At 60.1% G+C, this 13,385-nt stretch carries 9 protein-coding genes; 6 read left to right on the forward strand and 3 right to left on the reverse strand.

Annotated features, from left to right (window positions below):
• Both I4W09_RS07925 and I4W09_RS07930 read right to left on the reverse strand, forming a co-directional pair.
• The coding region (locus I4W09_RS07925; protein ID WP_196033423.1) for a hypothetical protein at positions 1-942 on the reverse strand (942 nt) is incomplete at its 3' end.
• Positions 943-1,242: 300 nt separating this feature from the next.
• On the reverse strand, positions 1,243-2,310 hold the full coding sequence (locus I4W09_RS07930) for a PspC-like choline-binding domain-containing protein (RefSeq protein ID WP_117877194.1): 1,068 nt from the start codon (positions 2,308-2,310) through the stop codon (positions 1,243-1,245).
• 216 nt (positions 2,311-2,526) lie between these two features.
• Here I4W09_RS07930 and I4W09_RS07935 point away from each other — a divergent pair, with 216 nt between their 5' ends.
• The 3 genes from I4W09_RS07935 to bilS all read left to right on the forward strand — a co-directional run bounded on the left by I4W09_RS07935 (position 2,527) and on the right by bilS (position 6,919).
• Positions 2,527-4,380, forward strand: coding sequence for an ABC transporter ATP-binding protein (locus tag I4W09_RS07935; protein WP_196033426.1), 1,854 nt, complete (start codon positions 2,527-2,529; stop codon positions 4,378-4,380).
• Positions 4,381-6,240, forward strand: coding sequence for an ABC transporter ATP-binding protein (locus I4W09_RS07940; protein WP_196033429.1), 1,860 nt, complete (start codon positions 4,381-4,383; stop codon positions 6,238-6,240). It begins immediately after the preceding gene.
• 127 nt (positions 6,241-6,367) lie between these two features.
• Positions 6,368-6,919: a flavodoxin family protein BilS gene (bilS, locus tag I4W09_RS07945; protein ID WP_196033432.1), complete on the forward strand. Its 552-nt coding sequence runs from the start codon at positions 6,368-6,370 to the stop codon at positions 6,917-6,919.
• 563 nt (positions 6,920-7,482) lie between these two features.
• On the opposite strand, the gene I4W09_RS07950 is transcribed toward bilS, so the two are convergent.
• A complete protein-coding gene (locus I4W09_RS07950) occupies positions 7,483-9,783 on the reverse strand; it encodes an LTA synthase family protein (protein ID WP_196033435.1) in 2,301 nt (766 codons plus the stop codon).
• Between the two features lie 213 nt (positions 9,784-9,996).
• Between I4W09_RS07950 and I4W09_RS07955 the strand changes: the two genes are divergently transcribed.
• The 3 genes from I4W09_RS07955 (at position 9,997) to I4W09_RS07965 (ending at position 13,308) form a co-directional block, all read left to right on the forward strand.
• Positions 9,997-10,866, forward strand: a complete 870-nt coding sequence (locus I4W09_RS07955) for a nitroreductase family protein (protein WP_196033438.1) — start codon at positions 9,997-9,999, stop codon at positions 10,864-10,866.
• A gap of 158 nt (positions 10,867-11,024) precedes the next feature.
• Positions 11,025-13,052 (forward strand): KUP/HAK/KT family potassium transporter, encoded by a 2,028-nt coding sequence (locus I4W09_RS07960; RefSeq protein WP_196033441.1) that lies wholly within the window; start codon positions 11,025-11,027, stop codon positions 13,050-13,052.
• 31 nt (positions 13,053-13,083) lie between these two features.
• A complete protein-coding gene (locus I4W09_RS07965) occupies positions 13,084-13,308 on the forward strand; it encodes a hypothetical protein (RefSeq protein ID WP_196033444.1) in 225 nt (74 codons plus the stop codon).
• Positions 13,309-13,385: the final 77 nt, after the last annotated feature.

The raw sequence follows: 13,385 nt of genomic DNA on the forward strand, positions 1-13,385 counted from the left end.
TGCGATTGCGCTCGGCGCTGCATCGCCCGTGTTCGCGAGCTTGCCGGCGGTCGTATCTGCTTGCTTGCCGCTGCTCGAGTTCGCCTGCTTGGTGGAGCTTGGCGGGGTATTTTTGCCGGTCGCGGACGAGCCGGTGGGCTGTGTCGTCTCGGTCGGTTGCGCTGAGCCGGAGGGAGGTGTTGTCTCGGTGGGTTTTGTTATCTCGGGTGAGGCGGCCTTATCTGCTGCGGCTTTTGCCTCTTCGTATGCCTTGCAGGCATCGTCATAGGCCGTTTGCGCCTTTTTCAAATCGTCGAGGAGCGCATCTCGCTTGGCTATGTCCTCATCGATGTGGGCTTTAGCTTCCTCCGCCTCACTTTCGGAATCCTGAACCTGTCTTTCCTGGCTTTCGAGCCGGCGTCGGTAGGAGTGAAGATCATCTTCACAAGATTTCTCTCGCCTTTCTGCCGACATGATCTCACGTCGCAACTGCTTAATATGCTCTTTAGTAGCTGTGCTGGGCTCCTCGTCGCCGAGTGCTTCAAGTGCCTTATCTAATTCTGCCTGAAGGCCGCTTGTCCGGCTGTGGGCCTCATCGTATTTGGCTTGGGCTGCATCGACGTTCGCTTGCATGGCGGGAAGGCGTTCCCTCCGTTTGGCGGCTTCCGTCACCACCATGTCGTAGATCTCTTGAAAAGCGGCAATGTCATCATCGATTGCCGCAAGTTTCTCGGGACTTGCGGCAACTTTTGCGGCCTCGAGGGTTTTGAGCGCTTCCTGCATGGCTGCATACGCTTTTTCTTTTGCGGCGGCCGCATCTTCCGTCTGCAAGGCAACTGCACCGGTGGGGGAACTGGTTTCTGCCGCAATTGCCGTTACGGGGGCGATTCCCGCGACAAGTGCCGCGGAAAGGGCGATGCCCACGGTTGCTCGTCTTGCTCTTCTTGCGAGAATGTCGTTCATCTCGGCACCTCATTTCAAGGGTCGGCGACTAACTTGGTAGCACTACTGTAAGTATATCAGGCGGTTTGCCCGCCATTGATCGGGCGTGCGCGTATACCCCTTGATTAACAGCCATTAAATCTATCCCTTAAGGAACGCGGCTTGCTAGTGTTGTCTGGGCATTGATGGCTACGTGGTTCAAGAGACGGCGGCATTACCATCTGTTTTTACAAGTAAAGAGGTCCGTTTCCCTGGGTTGGGGAAACGGACCTCTTTTTGTCTCTTGGCTTGTGGATTGGCGAAGACAATAACCGCTGGCAGCTATTTTGGGTTCCTGAGGCGGCGTGTGGCCGTGGCGGTTATTCCGAGTCCTGCGGCGGCGACTGCTGCGAGTGCGATTGCGCTCGGCGCTGCATCGCCCGTGTTCGCGAGCTTGCCGGCGGTCGTATCTGCTTGCTTGCCGCTGCTCGTGTTCGCCTGCTTGGTGGAGCTCGATGGGGCGTCTTTGCCGGTTGCAGGTGAGGCAACGGGCGGTGTCGCCTCGGCGGGTTGCGTCGAGCCGGAGGGAGGCACTGTCTCGGTCGGTTTCGTTATCTCGGGCGAGGCGGCCTTGTCTGCCGCGGCCTTTGCCTCTTCGTATGCCTTGCAGGCGTCGTCATAGGCCGTTTGCGCTTTTTTCAAATTGTCGAGGAGCGCATCTCGCCAGGCTGTGAACCGGTCGATATCGGCTTTATATTTCTCTACAGCACGTTCACAGTCATTAACTCGTCTTTCCTCTCTTCTGAGGCGGTACTGGAACTCGCGGAGCTCCGTTTCGCAATAGTTTACGTGCGTTTTTGCCGATATGATCTCACTGTGCAACTGCTTTATTTGCTGTTTAGTAGTTTCGACAAACTCCTCGTAGCCGAGTGCTTCGAGTGTCTTAAGCATCTCATGTTTCTTCTCTAATTCTGCCTGGAGCTCGCTTACCCGGTTGATGGCCCCGTCGTATTTGGCTTGGGCAGCATCGACGTCCGCTTGCATGGTGGGAAGGAGTTCCCTCCCTTCGGCGGCTTGCGCCGCCATCTTTTCGCGGTACTCTTGAAAACGGGTAATGTCATCATTGAATCTCGCAATTTTCTCGGGACTTGCGGCGTTTTTTGCGGCCTCGAGGTTTTTGAGCGCTTCCTGCATGGCTGCATACGCTTTTTCTTTTGCGGCGGCCGCGTCTTCTGTCTGCGGGGCGCCCGAATTGCCGTTGGTGGCGCTCGTCTGCGAAACGGCCGCACCGGTGGGGGAACTGGTTTCTGCCGCGATCGCCGTTGCGGGGGCGATTCCCGCGACAAGTGCCGCGGAAAGGGCGATGCCCACAGTTGCTCGTCTTGCTCTTCTTGCGAGAATGTCGTTCATCTCGGCACCTCATTTCAAGGGTCGGCGACTAACTTGGTAGCACTAATGTAAATATACCATGCTAGTTGACCCGACACTGGCTGGGTGTGCGCGTGCCTTTCCGCTTCTTTGGAAACCGAATCCCATTAGAAATGACGAGTTGTTTACGCTTCTTTTGGGCTCACCGTACTATCATGATTCGAATTGAGTGTGAATGATGATAGGGAGCGCCTATACATGATTGAGCTGCTCAGGCGTTTTGGTGGCAAGTTTCGCCGCTATATGGTGATTGGCCCTGCGTGCAAGCTGATCGAAGTGATCTTTGACCTGCTTACACCGCTCGTGATTGCCCAGATGATCGATAAGGGTATTGGCGCACACGATGTCAGCGCCGTTATCCACTACGGCATGGTACTTGGCGCCATGGCTGTGATTGGCATCTCGTTTACGCTTGTCTGCCAAAAGATGGCGGCGCTGACATCGCAGGGCATGGGCACCGACATTCGCGGCGCGCTCTACAAGCACATCAACAAGCTGAGCTATGCCGAGCTCGACCGCTTTGGCACGCCGTCGCTCATCACGCGCATTACCAACGACGTTAACCAGGTCCAGCTCGCTGTGGCGCTGGGCGTGCGCATGCTCATCCGCTGGCCCTTTCTAGCGGTGGGCTCCATGTGCGCGGCCCTTGCCATCGACCTTAAGCTCGGCATCATCTTTTTGATCTGCACGCCCGCCATTGGCCTGGTGTTCTGGGTTGTCATGGCGCGCTGCATTCCGTACTACAAGCAGCTGCAGGCAAAGCTCGACCGCATCGCGCTTATCTGCCGCGAGGGCCTTTCGGGCGCCCGCGTGGTTCGCGCCTTCGTGCGCGAAGATCACGAGCGCGAGCGCTTTGCGCAGGCCGCCGACGACCAGGCCAATACTGCCATCGCGGTGGGCAAGCTCTCGTCGATTCTCAACCCCGTCACGTTTTTGGTGATGAACCTGGGCGTGTGCGCCATCCTGTGGGTGGGCGGCATCCAGGTCAGCGTGGGCGAGCTTACGCAGGGCCAGGTCATGGCGTTTGTGAACTACATGACGCAGACCCTGACCTCCATCGTGTACGTCGCCAACCTGGTCGTGGTCTTTACCAAGGCGAGCGCCAGCGCGTCGCGTATCAACGAGGTGCTCAATTGCGTGCCGGGCATCACCGACGAGGGCAACCAGCCGGTCGCGCTGCCCAAGCCGGGCAATGTCGCTTCAGTTCCCGCGCTGAGCTTGAGCCATGCGAGCTTCTCGTTTGGCGCTGGCGCGGCCAATGCTGTCAACGATGTGACGCTGGAACTCCCGCTGGGCAAGACGCTCGGCATTATCGGCGGTACGGGTAGCGGCAAGTCCACGCTCGTCTCGCTCATCCCGCGCCTGTACGATGCGAGCACCGGCAGCGTGAGCGTGATGGGCGCCGACGTGCGCACCTGGCCGCTCGACCAGCTGCGCCGTGTGGTCGCGACCGTTCCGCAGCGCGCATCGCTGGTGAGCGGCTCCATCCGCAGCAACCTGACCTGGCGCGATGAAGCTGCGACCGACGAGGAGCTCTGGGCGGCACTCGACATGGCGCAGGCCAGCGAGTTCGTGCGCAACAAGCCGCAGGGCTTAGACGCCCCGGTCGAGGCGGGCGGCAAGAACTTTAGCGGTGGCCAGCGTCAGCGCCTGACTATCGCGCGTGCCTTGGTTGGTTCGCCTCAGATATTGATCATGGATGACTCCGCGTCGGCGCTCGACTTTAAGACCGACGCGGCGCTTCGCCATGCCATTCGCGAGCGCAGCATGCGCGGTGCCGCCAAGGGCGGGCTGCCGCTGACCACGGTGATTGTGAGCCAGCGCGTCTCGACCGTGCGCGATGCCGACGTGATCTGCGTGCTCGACCACGGCTCGGTTGCCGGCCTGGGCACACATGACGAGCTCTATGCGACCTGTCAGCTCTATCGCGAGATTTGCCAGTCGCAGCTGCGCCGCGAGGAGCTTGAGGGCCAGCGGGGGAGCACAGCGCCCGCGCTCGCCCCAGGTGCCCCGACCGCCCCCGCATCCGTCTGCGCAAAGGAGGGCTGCTAAATGAATCCGTACACTTCCTCCGGTTCGGTCGCCACGATGACGGCCAACGTGTCCGGTAACGATAACCTCAACGACCTGGGCGACGGCCCGCGCCAGCCTGGCGACCCCGAGCGCTATCCCGTGGGTGCGGTGACCCGCCGCCTGCTGGGCTATGTTCGCCCGCACCGCGTCTCGTTTACGGCATCGTTTGTGAGCGCCGCAATCTCGGTGATCTTGCAACTCTATACGCCCATCCTCATTGGCGAGGGCATCGACCTTATCGTCGCCGCCGGACAGGTGGACTTCGATGCGTTGCTGCCGCTTGTCACCAAGCTCGCGATTGTCGTCGTAGGTGCTGCGGCCTTCCAGTGGCTGCAGGGCTACTGCGTTAACCGTCTGTCCTACGAGACGGTGCGCGACATGCGCGTGGAGGCGAGCGACAAGCTCAGCCGCATGCCGCTCAGCTTTATCGACGGCCATGCCCACGGCGACCTCATGAGTCGCGTGGTCAACGACGTCGATCAGGTGGGCGACGGTCTGCTGCAGGGCTTCACACAGCTCTTCACCGGTGTTATTACCATCGTGGGTACGCTCGCGTTTATGCTTTCCATCAACCTGACCATGACGCTCGTGGTGGTACTCGTCACGCCGCTTTCCATTTTTGCAGCCGGTGCTATCGCCAAGCTTTCCAACAAAAGCTTTACGGCGCAGCAGCGTATTCAAGGGCAGCTCGGTGGTCATATCGAGGAGTACGTAGGCGAGCAGAAACTTGTCGACGCCTTTGCCTATGGCCCCAACGCTCAGCAGCGCTTCGATGCCCTCAACGCCGAGCTCTATGCGGCAGGTGAGCGCGCGCAGTTTATGGGTTCGCTCTCCAACCCCGGCACGCGCTTTATCAATAACATCATCTATGCCGTGGTGGCCGTGATTGGCTGCGTGGGCGTGATCACGGGCGTGCCCGCGGCACTCACGGTGGGCGGCGTGCAGATCTTCCTGTCCTACGCCAACCAGTACACCAAGCCGTTCAACGAGGTCACCAACGTCATTACGCAGATCCAGACGGCGTACGCCTCGGCACGCCGCATGTTTGCGCTGCTCGACGCGCGCGAGCAGGAGCCCGATGCGACGGGCGCCGTGGAACTTGCCGCCCCGCGTGGCGAGGTGACCTTTGAGCACGTAGACTTTAGTTATGTGCCCGATCGCAAGCTGCTGCAGGATATCTGCATCGAGGCCAAACCCGGCATGCGCTTTGCCCTGGTCGGCCCCACGGGCTGCGGCAAGACAACGCTCATCAACCTGCTGCTGCGTTTTTACGATATTGATGCCGGACGCATCATGGTCGATGCCCGGTCTTCGCGTGACTACACGCGCGCGAGCCTGCGCCGCGCCTTTGGCATGGTGCTGCAGGATACGTGGCTGTTCGAGGGCACGGTGGCGGAAAACATCGCCTACGGCTGTCCCGACGCCACGCGCGAGCAGGTTATCGAAGCTGCCAAGCGCGCGCATGCGCACAAGTTTATCGTGCAGCTGCCAGGCGGCTACGATACGGTCATCGGCGAGGACGGCGGCACGTTTAGCCAGGGTCAAAAACAGCTGCTGTGCATTGCGCGCGTTATGCTCACCGATCCGGCGATTCTGCTGCTGGACGAGGCAACGTCGAGCATCGATACGCGTACCGAGCTGCAGGTGCAGGCGGCATTCGACGAGCTCATGGCCGGTCGCACAAGCTTTGTCGTGGCGCACCGCCTGAGCACCATCCGCAACGCCGACTGCATTCTGGTGATGCGCGACGGCCGGATTATCGAGCGCGGCACGCACGACGAGCTGCTAGCGGCAGACGGCTTCTATGCTGATCTTTACCGCAGCCAGTTTGCCCAGTGAGCAAGCCCGTGGGGCAAATTAATCAATCGACAGACGGTGGTTTACATCTGTCACGTTAGTACTAAGATATTCATCTAATAAATTGCAATAGTGGCTTTAGTTTTGGGGGAAACGAGGCAACGTGACTATGACGTGCTCTTTGGTGGTTAACAGCAAGAGCGGTAATACCAGGATGGTTTCGGGCGCGATCAAGCGCGCTCTGCAGGCTGCGGGTGTTGATTTTGTCCATGCCGCGGCGTTGAGCGACGATGCGGATGCAGATCAGGTTGCGCTCGAGGCGCAGGGCGCCTGCGCGGCCGACACGGTGCTCGTCGGTTTTTGGTGCGACAAGGGCGCGTGCACACCTTCGGTCGCGGCGTTGCTCTCCGCTTTGCACGGCAAGCGCGTCTTCCTGTTTGGCACCTGCGGTTTTGGCGCCGACCAGAGCTATTACCAGCAGATTATTGATCGCGTAACTTCTAATTTGGCTGGGGATGCCGAGCTTGCGGGCTGGGCGATGTGCCAGGGCAAGATGGGCCCCGCGGTCAAGCAGCGCTACGAGGCCATGCTCGAGCAAGATCCCGACAACGCGCGCTATAAGATGCTGCTCGACAACTGGGTTGCCGCGAAGGACCATCCCACCAAGGAAGATCTGGATAACATGGCCGCAGCCGCCAAAAAGGCCGTGCTGGGGGAGTAGCTTCGCCGTTCGCGGTGCCGCGCGTTCAATCGTACAAACGTGAAAGCCTCGAGATTCTCGAGGCTTTTTTCTTGACACGAGGTCGCTCCGTGGCAAGCGTTTGGGGTGGCATTTTCCATCACCCCGATGACGAGGCCGTTCTGGACAACACGCTCGCATATGTTCGCTGGATGTATTCAGAGTGGGACGGGCTTTCCGGATGGATGGGGTTTCGGAAAGTGCGTCCCAGAATTTGCCTTTGGAGTGGGATGCAGTTTCCCAACGGAGCCACAAGCGGAAACAGCATCCCATTCCGGACGTGAATTCTGGGACACGGTTTCCGGATGCAAAAAAAGCCACATGACGTGGCCTTCAACTTATATATGTTGCGGATACCCCTATGACAAGCCACGCTCCAACAACAGGGCGTCTGTCCGGGCGGAGGTATGTAAGGTTCATCGCGAGTTCCGCACGCAAAGGAGGCCACTTAATGTGGCCTTCGTCTTGCGCAGGACTGTCCGAGCAGGGAACCTTATATGCCTCCGCCCGGACAGACGTTTCAGTTATGAACTCGCAGCTAGTCGCTACTTGATCTTGGTCGTACCCGGTGCCAGGTTGGGGTCGGTCTCGTTGGCCTCGGTCTGGAAGTGCTCGGTGTACACGTTCTTGCCGTCGCGGAACATCTCGTAGTACTGCATCTTGGCGTAATCTTCGCGCGCCTTGGTGGCGGCTGCGGCATCGGCGTCGTCACCGGTGACGTTGGAGGAAAGCGCCCAGCGCAGGCTGGCGTCCTCGTAGCCCACCGAGTTGATAGCGGGCAGCGACTCGCGCAGCGTCATGTGCGCCTTCTGGTAGTCGGAAAGCGGGGCGCCGATCAGCTGCATAAGCTGGGTGGACAGGTAGTTGGTGGACAGGTCGTCGACCTCGCTCGTCTGGTCGCAACCGGCAACGTCGTAGTTAGCCCAAATGATGTAGTCGGTCTGCCACAGGCGCTCCTGATGCGTGGCATCGTCTTCGCCGGTAAACCACTTATCGTTGAACTTGGACGGGAAGAACGGCTGGTGGTCGCCCCAGAACACCACGACCACCTTACGGTCGAGCTTGCTCAGGGCGTTGAGGAAGTAGCGAAGCGCCTGGTCGGACTGCTCGATGCACGAGACATACTCGTCGACATCGGAGAGCGTGCCGTCCTCGACGGTCTTGGCGTCCAGATCGGTCGTGTCGATGTTGAGGTGCATCTGCTTGTCGACCGGCAGCAGACCCGTATCGTAGCCCGAGTGGTTCTGCATGGTCACGTCGAAGATAAACTGCGGATCGGCGTTCTGGTCGAGCAGCTCAAGAATCTTGTCGTAGGTAGCCTGGTCGGTCACCATGCCGCGCAAGGTGTCGGCTCCCTGGAAATCGTTGATGGACAGGAACTGGTCAAAGCCAAAGTCCTTGTAGACGTTCTCGCGGTTCCAGTTGGTTGCGTGATTGGGGTGCATAGCCGTGGTGGAATAGCCGAGCGATTTGAACTGCTCTGCCAGGTTCCCGGTCGTTTCCATGTTGTAGATGGTGTAGGGGTACACGCCCGAGCCCAGGTTGGCCATGGAGTTGCCGGTCATAAACTCAAACTCGGTATTGGCGGTGCCGCCGCCGTAGGCGCTCACGTAGAGCTTGCCGCGGCTGAGGCAGTCGGACAGGCTCTTAAAGTACTGCGGACCCTCGTAGCCGGCGCGCATGTTCTGGTAGATCGACAGATCCGAGAACGTCTCGTTCATGATGGCGATGACCGTGGGCTTCTCGCTGTCGAACTGCTCCTGGGCGGCGGCGCGCTCGTCGCTCTTGGCCGCGTCGGACTTGTCGTAGGCCTTGGCGTACTTTTTGAGCGTGGCCTTGGCATCGTCGACGGAGTAGTCGGCGGGTTTGGGCGGCTTGATGGACTGTGCCGCACTAATAAAGGCAGGCAGGTAGCCCTCGCGCCAGTAGCTCTCGAGCGGACGCCAGGTGTAGACGGTGATGCCGAGAGTGTTGTAGTAGTCGATGAGCGTAACATGCGCGGTCACACCGCCCAGGCACAGCACGGCCACGAGCAGGTTGGTGAGCAGCATGCGCTTGGCGTTGGCGGCGCCCTTCTGACGGTGCGGTGCCACCAGGCCAGCGTACTCGCACAGCAGCATGGCGATGGCGGTAAAGCCCATGGACAGCACGCAGAACAGCGAGATGGAGAAGGTGTAGCCGGTGTCGGCGACCGCGGCGGCGGTGGAGATGGCCGAAAGGTCGCCCGGCTGGATGGGCATGGACTTAAACGTGATAACGAAGAACTCGGCAATGCCCAGGATAAAGAGGGCAAAGGCCAGGACCGCGGGGGCTGCGCCGTGGCGCTGGAATAGGAAGAACAAGCCGACCATGAGCGTGGTGATGATGGCCCACTCGAGCAGGATGCACAGGGGGTAGACCCAGGTAAAGTCGTGGTTGGACGATACCTCCATGCCCAGCAGCGCAAAGACGCCGGCGAGCAGCAGGCACAGGACGGCGGCGACGAGCGGTTTGCCCACAAAGGCGCCGCGCAGGCGGGCGAGCTTGCCGGTGGGGGCGGGGGCGTCGGGCGCGGCGAACGCAAAGACGCGCGGGGCGATGCGGTCGCGTGCGATGCTGGCCCAAGCGCAGCCGGTGAGGATGGCGTTGGTCAGGATGAGCATCACAAAGGCGAGCGGCTCGTTTTGAGCGACGAGGCCCACGGCGCCCCAAATAGTCAAAAAGACCTGGAACAGGCCGAAGGCGACGCTCCACCCAAGAGCGCTTTTGGCAACGGTGCCCGACTGAGCGCGAATGGCCTTGGCCTCGCGCAAGACAAGGTAGACGGTCGCCGCAAGACCGACGAGCGAGATGGCGGCAGCGAACATGCTGAGACTCCTCACAAACTAAAACGTACGAAAGCGGGGGTTTACCCGATTGTTACCAAGATATGCGCTGCAATTGGTGTCTGCGCACAACAACCAGCCATATTAACGCGCACGTGTGGCGGTGTGGCGCAATGTAGTGGCGACCTGCGCGATAATGGACGGGAATTACACGGAAACGTAAAGGCTTCTTAAAGAATTAGCGAGGATGAGGCGATGAACGAGCAGGTTTGTATGACGAGTGCGGGCGACGTGGGCGCTGGCATGGACGCGGGCGGCTATCCGGTCGAGACCACGGGCAACGCGGTGCTGGACACGTTGGAGCACCGTTCCTCCACGCGTGCCTTTGCGCGTGATGACGACGACCGTCCCGTGGCGGCGACCGACGAGCAGCGGGCGGCGATTCTGCATGCGGCGAGTCGCGCGCCGTCGGCAGGCGCCATGATGATGTATTCCATCGTGAGTATTCGCGAGCAGGCCACGCTCGATCGCCTGGCCGACCTGTGCGACCATCAGCCCATGATCGCCAAGGCGCCCTGGGCACTCATATTTGTGGTCGATTATGCCAAGTGGATCGATCTGTTTGAGCATGTGGGCTGCTTTGAGCCCGAGTATATAGAGCGTACGGGCAAGTCTCCCCGTCGTGCGCCGGGTCTGGGCGACTTTGCCATCGCGGCGCAGGATGCCGTGATCGCCGCGCAAAACGCCGTGGTTGCCGCCGAGGCCCTGGGCCTGGGGAGCTGCTATATCGGTGATATCGTCGAGAATGCCGAGGAAGTTGCCGAGCTGCTCGATCTGCCGCCCTATACCATGCCGCTGTCGATGCTCATCATCGGCACGCCCCGTAAGGAGCGTCCGGCCATTGCGCATCCCGTGGTGAACCTGGTGCACGAGGAGCGCTACTGCCGCGCCGATGCCGCGACTATGGATGCTCAGGTGGCCGAGATGGATGCGATGTTCCGCCCGCACGCCCGCGAGGTGGGCGAGCGCGTGGTGGATATCTACACCCGCAAACACACCAGTCCCTTTATGGCCGAGATGAGCCGATCCATGGAATGGTGGTTCAAAAACTGGCTCGGAAAATGACGAATGTGACAAGGGGACAGTCCTTTTGTCATATTTCATATCGCCGCGGTAGCCTAAAGACTGTATAAATCTTTATCTAGCTGGGAAAACAGTGCATTAAAACATGGGCCGATTACCTATAATCCCTTCGAACATTAAAGTTGGGAGGAAACCGGCTTATGGAACAAAAGGCCAAGGAGGCAGCCTCGCGCGCTGCGATTCCTGTGAGCATCTCGGCGATGCTCGTCACGCTGGGCGTGGTGTACGGCGATATCGGCACCAGCCCTATGTATGTAACCAAGGCGCTCGTTGCCGGCAACGGCGGCATCGGAAGCGTGACGGAGGAGTTCGTGCTCGGCGCGCTCTCCCTTGTCGTGTGGACGGTCACGCTGCTGACCACCATCAAGTATGTGCTCATCTCGCTGCGCGCCGATAACCATGGTGAGGGCGGCATCTTTGCCCTGTACAGCCTGGTCAAGCGCTGTGGCAAGTGGCTTATCATCCCCGCCATGCTGGGTGGCGCCGCGTTGCTCGCCGACGGCATCCTGACGCCGGCCGTTACCGTTACCACGGCCATCGAGGGCCTGCGCACCATCCCGGCGGTCCATGCCGTGCTCGGTGATGATCAGGGCCGCGTCGTCGCCATTACGCTCGCCATCATCATCGCGCTCTTCTTGGTGCAGCGCATCGGTACGGCCAAGATCGGTCACGCCTTTGGCCCCATCATGACGCTGTGGTTCCTGTTCCTGGGCGGCACGGGTCTGTTCTTTGTCTTCCAGCACCCCGCCGTGCTGCTGTGCCTCAACCCGGTGCGCGGCATCGCCTTTTTGTTGAGCCCCAACAACCACGCGGGCATCATGATTCTGGGCAGCTGCTTCCTCGCCACCACCGGTGCCGAGGCGCTCTACTCCGACATGGGCCACGTCGGTCGCGGCAACATCTACGCTACCTGGCCGTTCGTTAAGTGCTGCCTGCTGCTTTCCTATATGGGCCAGGGCGCTTGGCTTATGAACAACGCTGCCAACCCCGAGCTCATGGGCATTGCCGACCTCAACCCGTTCTACCAGATGCTCGCCCCGGGCCTGCGCCCGTTTGCCGTAGGCCTTTCCACCGTCGCGGCCATCATTGCCTCGCAGGCGCTCATCACCGGTGCATTCTCGCTGGTGTCCGAGGCCAGCCGTCTGGACCTCATGCCGCACATGCAGGTCTTCTACCCTGCCGAGACCAAAGGCCAGCTCTACATCCCCATGGTCAACAACGTCATGCTTGTCGGCTGCGTCATCGTGGTGCTGCTGTTCCAGAACTCGGCGCATATGGAAGCCGCCTACGGCCTTGCCATTACGCTGACTATGATGTGCACCACGCTGCTGCTCTTCTTCTACCTGCACGAGGAGCGCAAGCTCAAGGTTGCTCCGTGGATCTTCGCGGCCTTCTTCCTTTTGCTCGAAGGCTTCTTCTTTGTGAGCTCGCTCACCAAGTTCTTCCACGGCGGCTACTTCACCATCCTCATGGCTGCACTCATCATGGGCATTATGGTGTGCTGGTACAACGGCACGGCGGTCGAGCAGCGCCAGTTTACGCTGCTGCCGCTGCGTAGCTACCTGCCGCAGCTCAAGCGTCTGCGCGACGACGACCGTTACGAGCGCATGAGCGACAACATCGTGTACCTGACCAAGGACACCCATACCGACTACATCGACCGCGATATCGTCTATTCGATCTTGGACAAGCATCCCAAGCGTGCCCACGCCTGGTGGTTTGTGAATGTCGAGACCATGGACGAACCGCACACCTTTGCCTATTCTGTCGAGACGTTCGGCACCGACTACGTGTTCCGCGTGCATCTGTACCTGGGCTACAAGATCAACCAGCGCGTCAATGCCTACCTGCGTCAGGTTGTTCAGGACCTGGCTGCCACCGGCGAGCTGCCGCCGCAGACGCATGACTACTCGGTCTACAAGGATCCGGGTAACATCGGCACGTTCAAGTTCGTCATGATCCGTAAGCTTCTGGCGCCCGAAAGCGACGTGGAGCCGAGCGAGCGTACGGCCATCACGCTCAAGTACATCATCCGCCGCGCCGCCGGCACGCCTGCGCGCTGGTATGGCCTGGAGAACTCCAACGTGAGCTTTGAGTATGTGCCGCTGTTCACCAAGTTCAAGGCTGTGAACAAGATGCAGCGCCTGGCTCCCAACGAGCGCCCGTAGGCGCCGACGGGTTGCATGGAGTTGGTTTTTGATGGACAAGATTGAGACCGGGGAGGCAAGCATGGATGCAAAGATGCTTGATGGCCGCGAGGTGTTTGCCGAGATGGTGCGTGAGGTACGCGCCGATGCTGACGAAGATCGGTTTTTGACGAACCGTGCCAACATGGACATGGCCGATCGCGTGATTTCGATCGTGGCACTGGTATTTGGAGCGGTGTGCGTGTGTGCCCTGCTCGCGCACGTGCTGTTTGTCTAGCGGCTGCCGGTCGTAGAAGGCTTTACACTTAGAACCACCACGAGGGAAAACCACCACAAAGGTGCCTGTTCCCTTTG

The organism is Collinsella aerofaciens (assembly GCF_015670795.1).
Taxonomy (GTDB): Bacteria; Actinomycetota; Coriobacteriia; order Coriobacteriales; family Coriobacteriaceae; genus Collinsella; species Collinsella aerofaciens_Q.

Excerpts from the sequence above, each read along its gene's own strand:
- I4W09_RS07965 (WP_196033444.1), top strand. The coding sequence starts at position 13,084 with ATGGACAAGATTGAGACCGGGGAGGCAAGCATGGATGCAAAGATGCTT.
- I4W09_RS07955 (WP_196033438.1), top strand. The coding sequence starts at position 9,997 with ATGAACGAGCAGGTTTGTATGACGAGTGCGGGCGACGTGGGCGCTGGC.
- I4W09_RS07950 (WP_196033435.1), bottom strand. The coding sequence starts at position 9,783 with ATGTTCGCTGCCGCCATCTCGCTCGTCGGTCTTGCGGCGACCGTCTAC.
- I4W09_RS07960 (WP_196033441.1), top strand. The coding sequence starts at position 11,025 with ATGGAACAAAAGGCCAAGGAGGCAGCCTCGCGCGCTGCGATTCCTGTG.
- bilS (WP_196033432.1), top strand. The coding sequence starts at position 6,368 with ATGACGTGCTCTTTGGTGGTTAACAGCAAGAGCGGTAATACCAGGATG.
- I4W09_RS07930 (WP_117877194.1), bottom strand. The coding sequence starts at position 2,310 with ATGAACGACATTCTCGCAAGAAGAGCAAGACGAGCAACTGTGGGCATC.
- I4W09_RS07935 (WP_196033426.1), top strand. The coding sequence starts at position 2,527 with ATGATTGAGCTGCTCAGGCGTTTTGGTGGCAAGTTTCGCCGCTATATG.
- I4W09_RS07940 (WP_196033429.1), top strand. The coding sequence starts at position 4,381 with ATGAATCCGTACACTTCCTCCGGTTCGGTCGCCACGATGACGGCCAAC.